The 18,479-nt window shown below is 32.3% G+C and carries 20 protein-coding genes; 9 read left to right on the plus strand and 11 right to left on the minus strand.

Annotated elements, in window-relative coordinates; translation table 11 throughout:
• The first annotated feature begins 12 nt into the window (after nt 1–12).
• Together NCC77_RS01560 and NCC77_RS01565 are read left to right on the plus strand one after the other, a co-directional pair.
• Nucleotides 13–960: an alpha/beta hydrolase family protein gene (locus NCC77_RS01560; protein ID WP_250834074.1), complete on the plus strand. Its 948-nt coding sequence runs from the start codon at nt 13–15 to the stop codon at nt 958–960.
• Nucleotides 961–1,135: 175 nt separating this feature from the next.
• Nucleotides 1,136–3,733 (plus strand): AsmA-like C-terminal region-containing protein, encoded by a 2,598-nt coding sequence (locus NCC77_RS01565; protein ID WP_250834075.1) that lies wholly within the window; start codon nt 1,136–1,138, stop codon nt 3,731–3,733.
• A 132-nt stretch (nt 3,734–3,865) separates the two neighbouring features.
• Here NCC77_RS01565 and NCC77_RS01570 read toward each other — a convergent pair whose 3' ends face one another.
• Nucleotides 3,866–4,948 (minus strand): glycosyltransferase family 9 protein, encoded by a 1,083-nt coding sequence (locus NCC77_RS01570; RefSeq protein ID WP_250834076.1) that lies wholly within the window; start codon nt 4,946–4,948, stop codon nt 3,866–3,868.
• Nucleotides 4,949–5,197: 249 nt separating this feature from the next.
• A complete protein-coding gene (locus NCC77_RS01575; protein WP_250834077.1) occupies nt 5,198–5,992 on the minus strand; it encodes a DUF2797 domain-containing protein in 795 nt (264 codons plus the stop codon).
• Nucleotides 5,993–6,233: 241 nt separating this feature from the next.
• Here NCC77_RS01575 and NCC77_RS01580 point away from each other — a divergent pair, with 241 nt between their 5' ends.
• The 5 genes from NCC77_RS01580 (at nt 6,234) to NCC77_RS01600 (ending at nt 10,120) form a co-directional block, all read left to right on the plus strand.
• On the plus strand, nt 6,234–7,745 hold the full coding sequence (locus tag NCC77_RS01580; protein WP_250834078.1) for a GH3 auxin-responsive promoter family protein: 1,512 nt from the start codon (nt 6,234–6,236) through the stop codon (nt 7,743–7,745).
• A 16-nt stretch (nt 7,746–7,761) separates the two neighbouring features.
• Complete coding sequence (locus NCC77_RS01585) at nt 7,762–8,163, plus strand: NTF2 fold immunity protein (RefSeq protein ID WP_250834079.1); 402 nt, start codon at nt 7,762–7,764, stop codon at nt 8,161–8,163.
• Between the two features lie 33 nt (nt 8,164–8,196).
• The gene (locus NCC77_RS01590) at nt 8,197–8,439 is read left to right on the plus strand and encodes a redox-active disulfide protein 2 (protein WP_250834080.1); all 243 of its coding nucleotides are present in this window, start codon (nt 8,197–8,199) and stop codon (nt 8,437–8,439) included.
• 69 nt (nt 8,440–8,508) lie between these two features.
• Nucleotides 8,509–9,102: a Crp/Fnr family transcriptional regulator gene (locus tag NCC77_RS01595; RefSeq protein WP_250834081.1), complete on the plus strand. Its 594-nt coding sequence runs from the start codon at nt 8,509–8,511 to the stop codon at nt 9,100–9,102.
• Between the two features lie 64 nt (nt 9,103–9,166).
• The gene (locus NCC77_RS01600; RefSeq protein ID WP_250834082.1) at nt 9,167–10,120 is read left to right on the plus strand and encodes a ketopantoate reductase family protein; all 954 of its coding nucleotides are present in this window, start codon (nt 9,167–9,169) and stop codon (nt 10,118–10,120) included.
• 384 nt (nt 10,121–10,504) lie between these two features.
• Here NCC77_RS01600 and serB read toward each other — a convergent pair whose 3' ends face one another.
• The 7 genes from serB to NCC77_RS01635 all read right to left on the minus strand — a co-directional run bounded on the left by serB (nt 10,505) and on the right by NCC77_RS01635 (nt 14,655).
• The gene (gene serB / locus NCC77_RS01605; protein WP_250834083.1) at nt 10,505–11,734 is read right to left on the minus strand and encodes a phosphoserine phosphatase SerB; all 1,230 of its coding nucleotides are present in this window, start codon (nt 11,732–11,734) and stop codon (nt 10,505–10,507) included.
• A 156-nt stretch (nt 11,735–11,890) separates the two neighbouring features.
• Nucleotides 11,891–12,328 (minus strand): VOC family protein, encoded by a 438-nt coding sequence (locus tag NCC77_RS01610; protein WP_250834084.1) that lies wholly within the window; start codon nt 12,326–12,328, stop codon nt 11,891–11,893.
• An 86-nt stretch (nt 12,329–12,414) separates the two neighbouring features.
• Nucleotides 12,415–12,855 (minus strand): SRPBCC family protein, encoded by a 441-nt coding sequence (locus NCC77_RS01615; protein ID WP_250834085.1) that lies wholly within the window; start codon nt 12,853–12,855, stop codon nt 12,415–12,417.
• 1 nt (nt 12,856) lies between these two features.
• Entirely contained in the window at nt 12,857–13,267 is a 411-nt protein-coding gene (locus NCC77_RS01620) for a VOC family protein (RefSeq protein ID WP_111283865.1), read from the minus strand.
• Between the two features lie 116 nt (nt 13,268–13,383).
• Complete coding sequence (locus tag NCC77_RS01625; protein ID WP_250834086.1) at nt 13,384–13,788, minus strand: SRPBCC family protein; 405 nt, start codon at nt 13,786–13,788, stop codon at nt 13,384–13,386.
• A gap of 37 nt (nt 13,789–13,825) precedes the next feature.
• A complete protein-coding gene (locus NCC77_RS01630) occupies nt 13,826–14,230 on the minus strand; it encodes an SRPBCC domain-containing protein (protein WP_250834087.1) in 405 nt (134 codons plus the stop codon).
• Nucleotides 14,231–14,244: 14 nt separating this feature from the next.
• Entirely contained in the window at nt 14,245–14,655 is a 411-nt protein-coding gene (locus NCC77_RS01635) for a VOC family protein (protein ID WP_250834088.1), read from the minus strand.
• Between the two features lie 141 nt (nt 14,656–14,796).
• Between NCC77_RS01635 and NCC77_RS01640 the strand changes: the two genes are divergently transcribed.
• Together NCC77_RS01640 and NCC77_RS01645 are read left to right on the plus strand one after the other, a co-directional pair.
• A complete protein-coding gene (locus NCC77_RS01640; RefSeq protein ID WP_250834089.1) occupies nt 14,797–15,762 on the plus strand; it encodes a GlxA family transcriptional regulator in 966 nt (321 codons plus the stop codon).
• Between the two features lie 56 nt (nt 15,763–15,818).
• Nucleotides 15,819–16,292, plus strand: a complete 474-nt coding sequence (locus tag NCC77_RS01645; protein ID WP_250834090.1) for a hypothetical protein — start codon at nt 15,819–15,821, stop codon at nt 16,290–16,292.
• A 20-nt stretch (nt 16,293–16,312) separates the two neighbouring features.
• Here NCC77_RS01645 and NCC77_RS01650 read toward each other — a convergent pair whose 3' ends face one another.
• On the minus strand, nt 16,313–16,954 hold the full coding sequence (locus tag NCC77_RS01650) for a murein L,D-transpeptidase catalytic domain-containing protein (protein ID WP_250834091.1): 642 nt from the start codon (nt 16,952–16,954) through the stop codon (nt 16,313–16,315).
• Nucleotides 16,955–17,102: 148 nt separating this feature from the next.
• On the minus strand, nt 17,103–18,335 hold the full coding sequence (gene clpX / locus NCC77_RS01655) for an ATP-dependent Clp protease ATP-binding subunit ClpX (RefSeq protein WP_095927868.1): 1,233 nt from the start codon (nt 18,333–18,335) through the stop codon (nt 17,103–17,105).
• Nucleotides 18,336–18,479: the final 144 nt, after the last annotated feature.

Genomic DNA, 18,479 nt, shown 5'->3' on the forward strand with positions numbered 1-18,479 from the left:
TTGAATTAAAAGATGAATAAAGTAATTCTTTTTTTAACGGTTTTGTTTTGGAGTTTCATAAATGCCCAAGACAAAAAAGAAATCACGTTTAAGGAAACTCCGGCTATATTAAAGATTAACAACGACCAGATTTTCGGTACGCTGACAACTCCAGATTTGACTAAAAAATTTCCGGTTGCTTTAATCATTGCTGGCTCTGGCCCAACAGACAGAAACGGGAATAATCCGATGATGAAAAACAATTCGTTGAAAATGCTGGCAGAAGCTTTGGCTAAAAACGGAATTGCCTCTTTGCGATATGATAAAAGGGCTATAGGAGAAAGTAAGGCAGCAGGCGGATCTGAAGGCAGTCTGGTTTTTGAAAATTATATTCAAGATGCCAAAAGCTGGATTAATTACTTGAAACAAGATAAGCGTTTTTCTAAAATAATCATCATTGGTCATAGTGAAGGCTCTTTAATTGGAATGGTTGCAAGTGCAAAAGCAGACAAATTTGTTTCTATTGCGGGCGCGGGCGAACCAGCAGATCAAATTCTAAAAACACAGATTGGTGCAAAATCAATGAAACAGCTAAACGATATGACTTTTCCGATTATCGATAGTTTAAAAAACGGATTCGAGGTTAAAAAAATCGACCCAATGCTGAATTCTCTTTTCAGGCCAAGCATTCAACCCTATTTGATTTCGTGGTTTAAATACAATCCGCAGACCGAAATACAAAAACTTACTATTCCTGTTTTAATTCTGCAAGGAAATAATGATATTCAAATTGCAGTAAAAGATGCAGAGAATTTAAAACAAGCCAACAAAAATGCAGATTTGCAGATTATTGATAAAATGAATCATATCATGAAAATTGTTGAAGGCAATCAGGAAGCCAATTTAGCCACCTACAACAATGAAACATTTCCTATTTCGGAAGTCTTGGTCGAGAAGATAGTTTCATTTATTCAGAAATAATAAAATAAATTCACTTAAAAATCCGTTTTGAAAATAGTTCTCAACGGATTTTTTTATTTAACAATTTTAATAAAATTCCTACTTTTTTAAGAAAACTTTATCTGCAAACTGTAGTAAAAAAAACTATTTTTGCAGGAGTCGATTTTAAAACGTTAACCCTCAAATCTATTAATATATGCTAAAAAAAGTTTTAAAAATAAGTGCCATATTTATTGTGGTATTTATTGCTGCCTTATTTGCCATTCCGTTTTTGTTTAAAGACCAAATCAAATCTAAAATCGTCGAAGCAATTAACGAAAGTGTTGATGCCAAAGTAAGTTTTACAGATGCCGATTTAAGTTTATTTAAAAATTTCCCTAATGCAACGGTTGGAATCGAGAAATTAGTTATCATCAACAAAGCTCCTTTTGAAGGTGACACATTGGTTTCTTTAGGAGAATTGAATTTAAAAATGAGCGTTAAAGAACTTTTCAAAGGAAAAGATGAGCCTTTAAGCATTCAGGGAATCAGTTCTACAAACGGATTAATAAACATTATCTTCAATAAAGATGGTGTCGGAAACTTCGATATTGCCTTAAAAGACAAAAAAGACGATAAAAAAGACGAAGCAAGCAAACCTCTTGCACTTAAAATTCAAAATTATAAGATTGAGAATTTTACTTTTAGATACATCGATCAAGGTTCTAAAATTAAAATGGTAATTGACAGTTTAAACCACGAAGGAACTGGAGATTTTACCAATTCAAAATTAGACTTGACAACAAAATCTACCGCAAAAGTTTCATTAGACATGGATAAAATGAATTACATGAAAAATGTGAAACTGACTTTAGACGCCGTTCTTGGAATTGATTTAGAGAAGAGCAAATATACTTTCAAAGAAAATAAAGCTTTAATCAATCAATTGCCTTTAGAGTTTGATGGATTTATTCAAATGACTGAAAAAGCTCAGATTTACGATTTGAAATTCAAAACGCCTACTTCATCGTTTACAAACTTCTTAGGTTTAATTCCTTCGGCATACGCATCTAGTTTAGAAGGTGTAAAAACGACTGGAGATTTTACTGTAAATGGTTTTGCAAAGGGTGAATTGACAGATACTACAGTTCCTAAATTTAACATCGAAATTGCATCAAACAACTCTTCTTTCCAATATCCAAACCTTCCAAAATCGGTTCAGAATATTGTAATTGATACGAAAATCATTAACGAAACCGGAATCTTAAATGATACTTACGTTAATTTAGATAAGTTATCTTTCAGAATTGATCAGGATGTTTTTAGCGCTAAAGCGAATATCAAAAACATAACGGTAAATCCAATTGTTGATGCAGCTTTAAAAGGAACAATCAACCTAGCTAATCTTTCGAAAGCCTATCCAATTAAAATGGATAAGCCTTTGGCGGGTATTTTAAAAGCTGACGTTACAACAAATTTTGATATGGCTTCTGTAGAAAAAAGTCAATATCAGAACATAAAAAATGCGGGTACAATGAGTTTGTCAGGATTTAAATATACTGATGAAAACAATAAAGCAATGAACATCAGTACAGCGTTGGTCGAATTTAATCCGAGCAAAATCAACTTAAAACAATTTGATGCTACAACTGGAAAAAGTGATATTAGCATTAACGGAGTTCTAGAAAATTTTTATGGTTTTATGTTTAAAAAACAAGAACTAAGAGGAAATTTCAACATGAGTTCAAAACAATTGGCTGTTGATGATTTTATGACTTCTGGCGAACCTGCAAGTGCAAAGACAGAAGCGAAACCAGCTGAGGCGATGAAGATTCCGGCTTTCTTAAACTGTACTTTAAATGCTAAAGCGACAACCGTTTTATACGATAATTTAAAACTTCAGGATGTTGCTGGAACATTAATTATTAAAGACGAGAAAGCAACTCTTCAAAACTTTAAAACTAATATCTTCGGCGGATCAATTGGTCTTAACGGAGCTGTTTCTACAAAAGAAAAAGTACCTACATTTGATATGAACTTAGGTTTCAATCAAGTTGATATTGCACAGACTTTTACACAATTGGATATGATGAAAAAAATCGCTCCAATTGCGGGAATCATCAACGGAAAATTAAATTCGACTATCAAATTAAATGGTAATTTGGATGCTAAAGAATTGACTCCAGATCTTAAATCAATTTCAGGAGATTTAATTGGCCAATTACTATCTACTACAGTAAACTCGAGTAACTCTACTTTACTTACTGCATTAAGTTCTAATGTTAAGTTTCTTGATTTAAATAAAGTGAACCTGAATGACATTAAAGCTGCTTTAACTTTTGATAATGGAAAAGTAAATGTTAAACCTTTTGATATTAAATACCAAGATATTAAAGTAACGGTTGGAGGAACTCATGGTTTCGATCAAACTATGAATTATACTCTAAAATTTGATGTTCCTGCTAAATATTTAGGAACTGAAGCCAATAATTTAATTGCAAAATTATCTCCTGCTGATGCTGCAAAATTGGAAAACATTCCAATTAATGCCGCTTTGACGGGTAACTTTTCAAATCCTAAGATCAGTACAGATATGAAAGCTGCTGTAAGCAATTTGACTACACAATTGGTTAATCAGCAAAAAGAAAAACTGACTCAAAAAGGAACTACCGCACTTACAGATTTAATCAATAAAAATACTAAAGCGAAAGATACAACTCAAGCAGCTAAAACTGAGAAAGAGCAAAAAACTCAGGAAGTAACTAAAAAAGCGAGTGATTTATTGAATGGATTGTTTAAGAAAAAGAATCCATAAAAAAGTTGCTAAGATGCAAAGGTTGTAAGATACTGAGTTTATCTAAAGCTTAAAAAACTTAGAACCTCAGTATCTTAGAAACTTAGCATCTTTTAAAAAAAAATCCTGTTCGAATGAACAGGATTTTTTTTATTATATTGCTCTTGAATAAAAATTTAATCTACCGTTATTCAAAATTGAATTTATTGTTTTTATGTATTGTTTTTTCGTGTAGAGATTAACATCTATTCCAATACTGCAATTGTCATACGGTTCATATTTTTTCAAATTAGATACAGAAAACAATCCAATAGTTGGTGTATGTACCGAACTTGATAAATGCATAATTCCGCTGTCAGCACCAATAAACAAATCTGCATTTGCAATAACAGATCCTATTTCTCGAATATCTTTACTGTAAAATGTTGGTGCTTTAAACCCAATTTGCGACACATTCTCTACAGGCAAAATCTCAATAATATTATAGTCTTTATACTCTGAAGTAAGTTGAGAATAAAATTTTTCCCACCATTCCTCCGAAAGACATTTTGTTCCTGTTGCATAGGTAAAAATACAGATTGTCTTTTTATCGTTATTTGTCAGCTCTCCTAATATCTTTCTGCCTTCTGCAATTTCAGAAGCAGATAATTTAAGTTCTAAAGGAGCAATTATTTTGTTGCTGTTAGTTGGTAGTCTCAATTTTGAAAGATAATTTCGAAAATTATAAACAGGATATTTTGCAATATGTTCAAAATCACTTTTGTGCTCTGTTTCTTCCTCATTTGAGTCTCCAAAAAACTTGTATTTGGCATTTGAAAATTGAACTGCTAATCGTCCAGAAGAAGAGTTTTGATCTACGTTAATCGCTAAATCATATGGTGTTCTCTTTAATGAAATCCAGACTTTTGAATAGGCTAGCAAACTTTTAAATGGTTTTTTAGGCAGATGAATTATTTTGTCAACAGTATCGTATTTTTCAAAAATAATTGGAGCTAACGTTCCTTTTACAAATAAATCAATTTTACAATTTGGAAACATTTCAGACACTTCTTGAACAAGTGGCGTGATTAACAAAAGGTTTCCTAATCTTCCATTTGGTCTACAGATTAGAACTTTTTTGATCTCGCTCTTATCGACCAAAATAAAATCGTCCTGCAAATTTGTCTTTCCAACATTCTTAGTCAGATTCCGCATTATGCTACGTCTGTGTACGTTTATTTTGCTTAAAACACTCATTTATGGAATAATTTATTGATTATAAAATCTTAATTAAATTTTAGAAATAGTGGCAGTCTCAAATCTACCTTCTTTTATTATCTAAAAATAAATTCTTCCAATAAGCATTTGTTACAAAATTGTAATCAAATGTATCATCATTTACACCTTTTCGTGTTTTGGAATTGAGCTAAAATTACAACAAATTATCACAGAATTAACAAATTAATAGACTATTATGCAATAAACATCGACAACTCCCTAGAAAACCTAGACATTTATTGAAACTACGTAGCCTTCAGATCCGCGAATATTAAAAACTGTACCGTTCTCAAATAGTAAATATTGACCTTTAATTCCAGTTAATTTTCCGCTGAAAGAAGGTGTTTTATCAAGATTTAAACTGTTCACTTTAGCAGGATAACTCAAAACGGGATACTGAAGTTCGTAAACATCATTTTTTTCAGCATAAAAATAATCTCTAACTTCTGTTGGAATTAAACTTTCAATTTTTGCTTTCTCTGCAATTAAATCAAAACTTTCAACAGCGTTTTGCAACATTTTTCTCCAATTGGTTTTGTCTGTATAGTGGTCTTTTAATGCTACCTCTGTTATTCCCGCCAGATATCGGTTTGGAACCTCAACAATGGCAATCGCTTGAGATGCACCTTGATCGATCCAACGAGTTGGAACTTGCGATTTGCGAGTCACTCCCACTTTTATTTCGCAAGCCGAAGCCAAATACACAACGTGCGGTTGCAATTGCGCTTTTGATTCGTATTCTAAATCTCTATCTGCAATTCCTAAGTGCGCTGTACTCAATTCTGGTCTCATAATCCAATCTCCTACTGCAGGGCTTGAATAAAAACACTCGTAACAGAAACCTTGTCGGTATATTTTTTTCTTTTTACCGCAATTTAAGCATTGACAGCCCACAAAATTGATTTCAATTTCTTTATCTAATAATTGATTAACATTTAAGAAACTATCTTCGAAAACCAAATAATATTGAATTGGACTTCCAAGTTCGGTTTGCATTTTTGTGAGTACACCTTGATATTGCATTCGTAATTTTTATTTATAATTGCTGATTTAGATTTATCAAAAGATTTAAAATTTTTGTGTTAAAATTCGACTTATCAGGTAGAATCTTTACCTTAAATCGAATTGTTTATTACAAAAAAATATTATTTTTGATATGAAGACAAAGTTACTATTTGTCTATCGATATTCAAATTTTAAGTTTTCTGTTTTACACAGATTGTAAGATTTAAAACCTAAAATTAGTTAACTAAAAAACAAATCCATGCCTTTATCTATTATCAATTCGTTTGCATCTTGGGTCCTTAAACAAAGGATTCATCAAATAGAGCTTTTTTTAAAATACCCAAATGAAGTTCAGGAAGAATTATTGCACAACTTATTGACGGCATCTGAAAATACGGTTATTGGAAAACAATATGATTTCTCGAGTATTAACTCTTATCAAACCTTTGCAGAAAGAGTTCCAATTGCCACTTATGAAGAATTACAACCGCTAATCGAACGTACGCGTTTGGGCGAACAAAATGTGTTTTGGGAAACGCCAATTAAATGGTTTGCCAAATCTAGCGGAACCACAAATGCAAAAAGCAAATTTATTCCAGTAAGTAACGAAGCTTTGGAAGACTGCCATTATAAAGGAAGTAAAGACCTTTTGTGTCTTTATTTGAATAATAATGAAGATTCTGAATTGTTTTTGGGAAAGAGCCTTCGTTTGGGAGGAAGTTCTCAGATTTACGAAAACAACAATACTTTCTTTGGCGATTTATCGGCAATTTTGATTGAAAACATGCCTATTTGGGCTGAATTTAGTAGTACACCTAGCAGTAAAACTTCGTTAATGAGCGAATGGGAAACTAAAATGGCTGCGATTATCAACGAAACTAAAAATGAAAACGTAACCAGTTTTGCTGGAGTTCCATCTTGGATGCTGGTTTTAATGAATAAAGTTTTAGAAAATACTGGCAAACAAAGTTTATTGGAAATTTGGCCGAATCTTGAAGTCTATTTTCATGGTGGTGTAAGTTTTTCTCCGTACAAAGAACAATACAAGAAAATTTTACCAAGTAAAGATTTTAAATATTATGAAATCTACAACGCTTCTGAAGGGTTCTTTGCTATTCAGGATTTAAATAACTCAAGTGATTTATTATTGATGTTGGATTATGGAATTTTCTACGAATTTATTCCGATGGATACTTTTGGAACTCCAAACCAAAAAGTAGTTCGCCTGGCCGATGTAGAATTGAATAAAAATTACGCCATTGTAATTACTACCAATTCTGGTTTGTGGCGTTATTTGATTGGAGATACGGTTCGTTTTACTTCTTTAAATCCGTACAGAATTAGAGTTACGGGAAGAACCAAACATCATATTAATGTTTTTGGGGAAGAATTAATGGTAGAAAATACTGATCAGGCTATTGCAAAAGCTTGTCAGGTAACCCAAACTGAAGTTATCGATTATACAGTAGCTCCTATTTTTATGCAAGATAAAGAAAAAGGCGCTCACGAATGGATGATTGAATTTAAGAAACATCCTGCTGATGTTGGTCTTTTCCAAAAAGTTTTAGACGAAACGTTGCAGACTTTAAACTCAGATTACGAAGCAAAACGTTACAACAATATGACTCTTAATCCTTTGGTGATTAATGTTGCTCGTGAAAATCTTTTTTATGATTGGCTGAAAGAAAGAGACAAATTAGGAGGCCAACATAAGATTCCGAGATTATCGAATCAGAGAGATTATTTGGAGCAGTTAAAAGAAATGTGCTAATTTATATCTAACTCATTTGATCAAGAAATTTTTATCTAAAAGAGAAATTGAGGTTAAAATTCTAATTGCTCTTCTTTTAATTCTTATTTTCAGTTGCTGTTCTCATTCAAAGTTTGGAAGCGATCAGGCTGAATTTGAATTAAAAGATGCACTTGAAAATCCAAGGAAGGACAATTTTGTCGATAACAAAAAATTACTCATTAAGGACAATCAAACTGCAATCAAAATCGCAGAGCCTATTCTTTTTAATATTTATGGAGAAGATGAAATTACACATCAAAAACCTTATGAAGTAAATCGAATTTATAATCATTATGTTATTAACGGAACGTTAATGTGGGGAGAACAGGGCGGAACATTTTTAATTATAATTGACGCTAGGAATGCAAAAGTTTTAAAAATCAGTCATTCCAAATAACTATTTAATTTTCTTAAATAAAAATTATACCAAATGAAGGATACCAAATTCAGCGATATGACTACTGAAGAACTGATTAAAAATCAGAAGACATTAAAAACTGTGAATACTATTTTTTGCGTTGTACTTTTTATGTTATTCGTTCTTAATCTATTCATTATTTTTATGAAAGGTTTTAGTGCCATGAATGTTATTCCGATTGCTTTGTTGCCTATTCTTTTTTTGAATATTAAGAATTTAAAAGAGATTAAACGAGAGTTGGAATCGAGAAAGTAAATTCAAAAAGTTTTGGATGAAATTTTGCAGACCTTAAGTGCACCTTAAAAATCCAAAAGAAATTAAACAATGACTCATCAAGAAAATAAATTAGTTTTAAATAACTTTTTCCATTCTCTGTTTCCAATAGAAAAAGAAACAGTAGAAAAAATTACTAAAAATTTTACTCCTTTTAAATTAGAAAAAAACTCAATTCTTCTGGATAAAGAAACTGTAAGCACCAAAACTTATTTCTTAGAAAAAGGCTACATGGCATCTTTTATTTTAAATGAAGATAATGATGAAATCATTACAAATATCTTCACAGCACCTTGCTTTGTAAACGATTTTCTTTCTTTTTTTAAAAAAGAACCCACCAAAGAAACATTTCAAACCATTACAGATTGTACTTTTTGGGAAACGGATTTAGAAACGGTTCAAGACAATTTTCATTCTATTTCTCAATTTAGAGAATTTAGCCGACTATTGTTTGTAATTAATTATCACAATCTTAACGATAGACTTATCGAAATGATAAGTCAAAAAGCCGAAACTAGATATTTAAAACTTTTAAAGCAAAGACCCGATATATTTAAGCATGTCCCGCTTAAAATTATAGCTTCGTATTTAGGAATTACCGATACTTCATTAAGCCGTATTAGAAGAGACACATCCCATTTTTAAATTCTTATCATTTGACAAGTATTATTAAATACAGAAGAAATGATATTTGTAAAAAAATGAAAAAATGAAAAGAAAACATATTATTGTAGTAGGACTCGGAGGAGTTGGAGGCTATTTTGGTTTTAAAATAAATCAAACCAATGAAACTAAAAAAAAGCATCAAATTACATTTGTTGCCAGAGAACAAACGTACGATGCTGTTAAAAATAATGGATTAGTTTTAATTTCTGATGAGCATCCTAATTCGGTTACAAAACCTGATTTTATTTGTGATAATATAAAAGAAATCTCTTCTCCTGATTTAATATTACTTTGCACAAAAGAATATGATCTTGAAAACATCTGTAAGCAGATGGTTCAAATTATAAGCCCAGAAACTATCATATTACCAATGATGAATGGCGCTGATATTTATGAAAGAATAAGAAAATTAATTCCTAAAAATACTATTCTACCAAGTTGCATTTATGTCGCTTCTCATATAAAAGAAAAGGGAATAGTCGAACACAAAGGAAAACCAGGAAAGATATTCATTGGACGTGATCCTGAAAATTTTAATGAAAACATTGACTGGATAATTGATTTATTATCTGAAAGCAGCATCGATTTTGAATTGAAAGACAATTCTTTTACTGAAATCTGGACGAAATTTATTTTTATTGCCAGTTTTGGCTTGGTAACTTCCAAATACAATTCGTCTATTGGAGAAGTTTGTACAAATCCTATACAAAGAAGTGAAGCTGAAGAAATCATGCAAGAGATTAAACTAATAGCCAATAAAAAAGGAATTGAATTAAGTACCGAAATCATAGAAAAGACTTTTGAAAAAGCATCAACTTTTCCGCCGAAAACACCAACTTCCTTACAGCTTGATATAAACTCAAACAAAGCAAATAATGAGTTGGAATTATTTGCAAGTCCAATAATTAATTACGGAATCGAATTAAATATTGAAACTCCATGCACGAGAAAAATTTACAATGAACTGAACGAAAAAATAAACTTAAGTTCTTTTTAGTCAGCTAATTTCATAATTTAAAAACATTAATTCCACTAAACCCGCATGAGGGATAGAAGTGGAAATCCTTTTGTGGTGGGGTTCACCACAAAAGATTGAAACGGATAGCCCGACCCAGAGGGACATGCCATTATTAAGATTCTGAGATTCTAAGTTGCTAAGATTTTCTCCATATTGTCAATTTCGGCGTAAGGAGAAATCTTCGCTAGAAATTCAAAAAAGATTGGATTCTCTTTGCGGAGCTACTTGTGAAGATTTCTCCTTACGTCGAAATGACAAAAATTAGGTGAATTTTCTCTTTATTTCGGTTGTCAGGCTGAGCGAAATCAAAGCCTTTTTCTACATGAAAATCCTTCGACTTCGCTCAGGGTGACAACTTGTAAATTACATCATATCAATATACCTATCGTGATATCCTAATAAGTATAAAACACCGTCAAGACCTAAACTTGAGATTGAGGTTGAGGCACTTTCTTTTACTTTTGGTTTGGCATGGAAAGCGATTCCTAAACCTGCTAAGTTTAGCATTGGTAAATCGTTTGCTCCGTCTCCAACTGCGATTGTTTGATTGATGTGAATTCCTTCTTTTTCGGCAATTGCTTTTAGATATTCGGCTTTTTTCTGGCCGTCTACGATATCGCCTAAATATTTACCGGTCAGTTTACCGTCTTTTATTTCTAATTGATTGGCGTGAACATAATCTATTCCTAGCTCTTTTTGAAGATATTCTCCAAAATAAGTAAATCCTCCAGATAGAATTGCGGTTTTGTAGCCGTAGTATTTTAAGGCTTTCATTAAACGATGTGCCCCTTGTGTAATTGGCAAATTAACAGCAACGTTTTGTAGAACTTCTTCGCTTAAACCCTCAAGAAGAGCCATACGTTTTTTGAAACTTTCGTTGAAATCAATTTCGCCATTCATAGCCGATTCTGTAATCGCTCGAACTTGATCTCCAACGCCATTCAATTCTGCAAGCTCATCGATTACTTCGGTTTGAATTAAAGTCGAATCCATATCGAAGCAAACCAAACGACGGTTTCTTCTATAAATATTATCTTCTTGGAATGAAATATCAACGTTTAGCGTTCTAGAGATCTCCATAAAACTCGCCGTCATGATGATCTTATTTACAATTTCGCCCGTTACAGACAATTGAATACAAGAACGCGGATATTCTTCTTTTTCTACAATTGAAGTTCTTCCCGTTAATCGGATAATAGAATCGATATTTAAATTTTGATCTGACAATATTTGAGTTACTGCAGACAATTGTGAAGCCGCAAGTTTCTCCCCCAAAATATTGATGATATAACGTTGTTTTGATTGTGATTTTACCCACGTTTCGTAATCTTCGATAGAAATCGGAATGAATTTCACTTTGATTTCCAATTCGTATGCTTTAAACAAAAGATCTTTTAAAACGGGAGCCGAAGAAGAACCTGCAGCAATTTCGAACAAAATTCCTAAAGAAAGCGTATCATGAATATCGGCTTGGCCAATATCTAATATATTAGCATCATATGCTGCCAAAACAGCCGTTAAACCTGCTGTAACCCCAATTTTATCGTGTCCTGAAACTTTTAATAAAATTATTTCTTTATCTTCTGCTGCCATTTTTCTTTCTTGATTATGAAGCGACAAAAATCGGCAATCTCTCGTTGATAAAAAAGAATAATGCTTGTTTTTTTGAAAAGAAAAAGCACATATAAATGTGCTTTTTCGAGTAATTTAACAATTATCTTTTATTATTAAAATAACGTAACTTTTAAGTTATTTCATTCCTTCATTTTTATCAAAACTCACCATCCAATTGATGCCGAATTTATCTTTAAACATTCCGAAATAAGATCCCCAGAAAGTGTCATTCATCGGCATTTCTACTTTTCCTCCAGCCGAAAGTCCGTTAAAGATTTTATCGGCATCTTCTCTGCTTTCTGCATTAATGGAAATCGAAAAATTATCTCCAAAACCTACATCTCCGTATCTCGGATGACTGTCACTTCCCATTAAAATAGTATTTCCAATTGGAAGAGAAACATGCATAATTCGATTTAGAGCTTCCTCAGAAAGTACTTCTCCTTCTTCTGCTGGTGCATCTTTATATTTTCCGATATACGGAAAATCTCCACCAAAAACTGATTTATAAAACAGAAATGCCTCTTCACATGTTCCGTTAAACATTAAATATGGATTGACTGCTGTTGCCATGATATTTCTTTTTAATTGTAAATTGTTAATTATCTAACTTCCCTCTCTCCTCTTTATTCTTTATTCTATTCTCTTTCTTCTAACTTTTACTTCTCAGACAATTCTTTAATTAATTCCACCGCCTTTGGAAATGCATCTTTGAAGTAATCAATATATTTTTCAATTACATCTACCTCAACATGAAGATCTACAACATCTCCTTTTTGAGTCAGTCTGTAAGTTTCCATTGCACCGCTCCATTTTTCTGTTTCTTTATTTGGTGGCACTTCCTTATGATCCTTGATTTCGCCAAGATGCTTAAAAGCCATATATTCATTCGGAATTTTGGTCTCAATCAGACTATTCATTCCATCTGCTCCTCCAGGACCTAAAAAATAAATTTTGTCCCCTTCGTTCCAAGTTGACTCAGCGTAACTTCCTTCGGCAAAAACGCTTGTCCATTTTCTGTACGTTTCATCGTCCCATAAGACTTTCCAAATCTTTTCTTTTGGAGCCTTTATATCGATATTAAATACTAATTTTTCCATATTAACCTGGTAATTTGCTAAAATCCATAAATAAAACATTCCAACGATGACCATCCAAATCGGCAAAACCACAGCCGTACATCCAACCCTGACTTTCAGCAGGAGGAGCAAAAACGTTTCCGCCCGCTTCTTTGACTTTCTCTGCTAGTTCATCTACTTCTTCCCTGCTTTCTGCATCAATCGAAATCAACACTTCTGAGCTTAATTTTGTATCTGTAATACTATTTTGAGAAAAGCTTGAAAAAAGCATTTCTTCAAAAAGCATTACTACAAAATGTCCTTCACCTACCACCATGCACGTCGAACTTGGCGTGTCATGCTGTTCATTAAACGAAAAACCTATTTTCCAGAAAAAGTCCTTCGCTTTTGCCACATCCTTTACAGGAAGATTCAACCATATTTGTTTTGTCATTTTTTGTTTTTTTTGTTGGGTTAGATATTTGTTTTTTTTAAACCATATAAGTGATATAAGCTATTTAAGTTTGTAATCTTTAAACCTTTGTTACTTTGAGCCTTTAAACCTAAAAACTAATTAGTCTCAACGTAACTTTTAAAATTATCCAGAATTGCCTGCCAGCCTGCACGCTGCATTTCTTCTGGATTTTGTGTTTCCGGATCAAAACTTTCAACGATTTCTACACCGTCTGGAGTTTCTGTAAAAGTAATTTCAACTTTTCTTCCATCTCCCAGAACATACGAAAGCGCTTCGTTTGGTTTAACCAAAGTAAATTCTCCTCCAAAATCAAAACTCATGCTTCCGTCTTTGGCTGCCATAGTCGATTTGAACTTGCCTCCTTCTCTCAAATCTGCTTCTGCATAAGGTGTGTGCCAATCGGGAGATGCAAAACTCCATTTTGTAATGTGTTCTGGTGTGTTCCAAAATTTCCAAACTTTCTCTGCAGATGCTTTTACTGTATTTTTTATTGTTATCATTATTCTTATTTTTATATTTAAAAAATTGATCTATTTCTTAAAATGATTCGACGTAGTTTTTAAAATTTTTAATAATTGCAGAACAAAATTGTTCTTCCATATCTGCGCTTTTTGGAGTTGTAGGCTCAAATGTTTCCGTAATTCTTACTGTATTATTCTCGCTTTCAAACCGTACATTTGCAGTTCTATTATCAAAAAGTTTATATTCTATTAATGAAAACTTTTCTATTTTAGTATAAATACCTTCAAAGTCAAAACTATCGCTGCCGTCTTTAAGAGCCATAGTAAATTTAAATTTATTTCCTACCTTCAAATCATTTTCAACGTAAGGAGTATGCCAATCCAAAGAAGCATTATTCCAATTCATAATGTGTTCAGGCAATGTCCAAAATTTCCACACTTTTTCTATTGAGGCATTTATAGTGTTTTGAACTTTTATCATGTCTTTCGCTTAATTTACATACTATCAGGAATCTGACTTTCATCCATATAAAAAACTTCCCAGTGATGTCCGTCTGGATCAAGAAAAGTTCTTTGATACATCCATCCGTAATCTTTTGCTTCAATATAATCTGTTCCTCCAGCTTTAACAGCTTTTTCAAGCATTTCATCTACTTGTTTACGAGAATCAAGAGAAATCGAAATAAGAACTTCGCTTGTTGTAGCAGAATCACAAATCTGCTTATTAGTAAAGGTTTTATAAAACTCTTCTACCAATATCATTACAAATATATTTTCGTCAATAACTATGCAAGCTCCTTTTTCGTTTGTGAATTTCGGATTGGTTGAAAAACCAAGTCCGTTGTAAAAAGACACTGCCTTGTTCAAATCTTTTACGGCAAGATTTAAGAAGATTTTTGTTTTCATCTTTATAAAATTACGAATTAATTAAAACAAATTTAATTTTTTAAGATTAGTTTAAAATGCCAATAAAAGTCATTTTTAGGGGCATTTAAGACAAAATGCTTATTTTTGTCTGAATGTGAAATTTTCAAAACAATCAAAATCATGAGCAAGAAATTAGGATTAATCGTGCCTCACGACTATAAATTATTAAGTATTGCGGCTATTTTAGAAGTATTCGAAACAACCAATAAATTAAGTTCGGAAATCGAAAAACCATTCGAAATCATGATTTTTCAATCTAAAGAACAATCGGATCAAGGAAAGATATTTGGTTATACTTCTAACGAAATTGAAACTTCTGATATTATTTTAGACCTCATTTTGATTCCCGCTTTTACGACTGACAATATGAGTGAAATGATTAAAAAGAATAGAAATTTTATTCCGTGGTTACAAAAACAACATCAAAATGGAGCCGAATTAGCCAGTTTTTGCACTGGAGCTTTTTTGTTTGCTGCTTCTGGTTTATTGAATGAAAAATTGGCCACAACACATGTTGACGCTTGCAGTGCCTTTACCAAAGCTTTTCCGATGGTAAAATTAAAACCTGAAGAAACTTTGACTGCAGACGGAAGTTTATACACTAGCGGCGGATCTACCTCAACCTTTCATTTATTGATTCTTTTGGTTCAGAAATTCTGCGGCAACGAAATGGCAGTTAAAATTGCTAAAATATTTTCAATCGATTTGAATCGATACAAACAAAGTTATTTCAGCACCTTCAGACCCAATCATTTACACAATGATTCCTTAGTTGCACTTTTGCAGCAAAAAATTGAAAATCAGTATCATTCTATCGAAAAACTGGAAGAAATCACGAAAGATATCCCGACAAGTGCTCGAAACATGACTCGCCGTTTTAAACAAGTGACAGGAATTCCTCCTATTGAATATTTACAGAATATCAGGGTCGAAAGTTCGAAGAAATACTTAGAGCAAACCCAACTTTCGATTTCAGAAATTATCGAAAAAACCGGCTATAACGATCCCAAAGCTTTTAGAAAAGTATTTTATAAGATGGTCGGTATGAAACCAATTGAATATCGAGAAAAATTTAGAGTGCAATAAATAATATTTTATAATTATTTTCCTATTTTTATCATCGATTTTAAAATTTTAAAAAGATGAAAAAAGTTATTGGAGTTTCATTAATCATCTTATTTTCAACTAGCTGCGACTCAAACAGTCTTAAAGAAGAACCTATCGCAGGTTATATTCTTGACGCCGCTATAGACTTCAGCGTTGTTAATTCTAAAAACGAAGATTTATTAAATCCGAGCAATCCTGGCAGTTATGACCAAAGTAAGATAAAAATACTTTTTTTATTAGATGGTAAATTAGTTTCACAATATCAAGGAAACTTAGATTACCCCAATTTCTTCATGATTTATCAAAATTCAGATCGCTATGTAATTAGGGTTTTCTTAAATTACGATAAAGCAGAAAAATTCCCTGAAACTTATATTCAATGGAATGAAAACGACAAAGACATCGTAAAAGTTGAATATTCGCGAACAAAAAATTCTACTATCAAAAAAAATGTTTGGCTTAATGATCAAGCAATTACTAATCCTACTTATTTGACCATTACAAAGTAAGTGTTTAGCTGATTATATATTTATGTTTTTATAATCCACATTAGGACTTTTTTATTCGTTTTCAAAAGTTCGTCAATTTCTTTCATGCTTTCGTTTGAAACTGCAGGACAGCCCCAGCCTTCTGGTGTTCCTTCGGGATAAACTTCATTATCTGGCACCGCTTCCCAAGAATGCAAAACAATAGCACGTTTTCGCGCATTAAAATTGCTTTTTTCTTTTCCTTGCAAAACATAATTTACTTTTATTCCCCACTGACTTACACCACGATCTAAAACGACATATTTTCCAACCGAAGAACAATGGGAATCAAATTCGTTGCTCGTCCTTGCATTATTTTTAGAAGAAGTTCCTCCCCATTGATTATCTCCACAACCATGACTTACCATATACGATTTTGAGACTTCCTTCATTTTAAAATCGTAAACAAAAAATCTTTTATAACCAGAATGCAATCCGAGGTCAATTAAAATAAATTTATCTTGATTCAAATCATTGACTTTACAATAGTATGTTGCTTCTTTATAATAATTACTGTAATTAACTTCAATATGAGGATTTTCTAATGAAACCGCTTCGCTTTTATTCTTATTTTCTGAAACAGTTATTCTTTTGCTTTCTTTATTACAAGAAAAAACAAAAGCCAGACAAATTATAAAAAGCATTTTCTTCATATTAAACATTCATTAAAAGCACAAACGAAAATAGAATTAAAAAAGTACATAAAAAAACCTGTTCAAAATAAATGAACAGGTTCTATAAATTGAACTTTGTCAAAGTTTTAAACTTTGACAAAGTTGATAATCCTAGAGTCTAAGAAGCAATCTCCATACGCTTCAATAAGTTTTTACTTAACGTATGTTCTGCATATTCTTTGTCGATTGTCAGACTAATATCATCAGATGTTGGCAGTTCGTACATGGCATCTGTTAAGATAGCCTCACATAATGAACGTAATCCACGAGCACCTAATTTGTACTCTAGAGCTTTATCTACAATAAAATCTAAAGCTTCATCGGTAATTGTAAACTCAACATCATCCATTAAGAACAACTTCTGATATTGTTTGATCAACGCATTTTTAGGCTGTGTCAAAATTGCACGAAGCGTTGCTTTATCCAAAGGATCCATGTGCGTTAAAACTGGTAAACGTCCAATAATCTCAGGAATCAAACCAAAGTCTTTAATGTCTTTGGGGATAATGTATTGCAACAAATTGTCTTTATCTATATTGTCAGCATTTTTAGAAGTTGAGTACCCAACTGCCTGACGGTTTAAACGTTTTGAAATAATACGTTCTACCCCATCAAAAGCACCACCAGCAATAAATAAGATATTTTGAGTATTCACCTCAACAAATTTCTGGTCTGGATGTTTACGTCCACCTTTTGGTGGTACGTTTACAACTGTCCCTTCTAATAATTTCAATAAAGCCTGCTGAACACCTTCTCCAGAAACATCACGAGTAATAGACGGATTATCGCTCTTACGGGCAATTTTATCAATTTCATCAATAAATACGATTCCTCTTTCTGCTTTAGCCACATCATAATCTGCAGCTTGAAGCAAACGTGTCAAAATACTTTCAACATCTTCTCCAACATAACCAGCTTCTGTCAATACAGTTGCATCAACAATTGCTAACGGAACATCTAACATTTTAGCAATAGTTTTTGCTACTAATGTTTTTCCAGTTCCTGTCTGACCAACCATTATGATGTTACTTTTTTCGATCTCTACTTCATCGTCTAATTGCTGTTGCATTAAACGCTTGTAGTGATTGTAAACCGCAACTGACATCACTTTTTTTGTCTGGTCTTGACCAATAACATATTGATCTAGAAAAGCTCTAATTTCTTTTGGTTTCTTTAAAATTAAGTCCCCAACTAGTTTCGCGCTTCCGCTAGATTTTAATTCTTCTAAAACAATTCCGTGTGCCTGTTCAATACACTTATCACAAATATGTGCATTGATACCTGCAATTAATAAATTAGTTTCTGGCTTCTTTCTTCCACAAAACGAACATTCTAATACTACTTTTGCCATTCTATATTTAAGTTACTAAGCTGCAAAGATACTAAGTTTCTAAGCTTTTTGACCTAAAACTTAAAAACTTAGCTCTTTACAGCTTAATATTTTTGTTTAAAGTTTAAAGTTTCATGTTTCAGATTTGCCGAAGCAACTTGAAAC

The organism is Flavobacterium tyrosinilyticum (assembly GCF_023656565.1).
GTDB classification, from domain to species: domain Bacteria; phylum Bacteroidota; class Bacteroidia; order Flavobacteriales; family Flavobacteriaceae; genus Flavobacterium; species Flavobacterium tyrosinilyticum.

Bases quoted from the DNA above. Each gene is read 5' to 3' on its own strand.
- NCC77_RS01560 (WP_250834074.1), top strand. From the start codon at position 13: ATGAATAAAGTAATTCTTTTTTTAACGGTTTTGTTTTGGAGTTTCATA.
- NCC77_RS01565 (WP_250834075.1), top strand. From the start codon at position 1,136: ATGCTAAAAAAAGTTTTAAAAATAAGTGCCATATTTATTGTGGTATTT.
- NCC77_RS01570 (WP_250834076.1), bottom strand. From the start codon at position 4,948: ATGAGTGTTTTAAGCAAAATAAACGTACACAGACGTAGCATAATGCGG.
- NCC77_RS01575 (WP_250834077.1), bottom strand. From the start codon at position 5,992: ATGCAATATCAAGGTGTACTCACAAAAATGCAAACCGAACTTGGAAGT.
- NCC77_RS01580 (WP_250834078.1), top strand. From the start codon at position 6,234: ATGCCTTTATCTATTATCAATTCGTTTGCATCTTGGGTCCTTAAACAA.
- NCC77_RS01590 (WP_250834080.1), top strand. From the start codon at position 8,197: ATGAAGGATACCAAATTCAGCGATATGACTACTGAAGAACTGATTAAA.
- NCC77_RS01595 (WP_250834081.1), top strand. From the start codon at position 8,509: ATGACTCATCAAGAAAATAAATTAGTTTTAAATAACTTTTTCCATTCT.
- NCC77_RS01600 (WP_250834082.1), top strand. From the start codon at position 9,167: ATGAAAAGAAAACATATTATTGTAGTAGGACTCGGAGGAGTTGGAGGC.
- serB (WP_250834083.1), bottom strand. From the start codon at position 11,734: ATGGCAGCAGAAGATAAAGAAATAATTTTATTAAAAGTTTCAGGACAC.
- NCC77_RS01610 (WP_250834084.1), bottom strand. From the start codon at position 12,328: ATGGCAACAGCAGTCAATCCATATTTAATGTTTAACGGAACATGTGAA.
- NCC77_RS01615 (WP_250834085.1), bottom strand. From the start codon at position 12,855: ATGGAAAAATTAGTATTTAATATCGATATAAAGGCTCCAAAAGAAAAG.
- NCC77_RS01620 (WP_111283865.1), bottom strand. From the start codon at position 13,267: ATGACAAAACAAATATGGTTGAATCTTCCTGTAAAGGATGTGGCAAAA.
- NCC77_RS01625 (WP_250834086.1), bottom strand. From the start codon at position 13,788: ATGATAACAATAAAAAATACAGTAAAAGCATCTGCAGAGAAAGTTTGG.
- NCC77_RS01630 (WP_250834087.1), bottom strand. From the start codon at position 14,230: ATGATAAAAGTTCAAAACACTATAAATGCCTCAATAGAAAAAGTGTGG.
- NCC77_RS01635 (WP_250834088.1), bottom strand. From the start codon at position 14,655: ATGAAAACAAAAATCTTCTTAAATCTTGCCGTAAAAGATTTGAACAAG.
- NCC77_RS01640 (WP_250834089.1), top strand. From the start codon at position 14,797: ATGAGCAAGAAATTAGGATTAATCGTGCCTCACGACTATAAATTATTA.
- NCC77_RS01645 (WP_250834090.1), top strand. From the start codon at position 15,819: ATGAAAAAAGTTATTGGAGTTTCATTAATCATCTTATTTTCAACTAGC.
- NCC77_RS01650 (WP_250834091.1), bottom strand. From the start codon at position 16,954: ATGCTTTTTATAATTTGTCTGGCTTTTGTTTTTTCTTGTAATAAAGAA.
- clpX (WP_095927868.1), bottom strand. From the start codon at position 18,335: ATGGCAAAAGTAGTATTAGAATGTTCGTTTTGTGGAAGAAAGAAGCCA.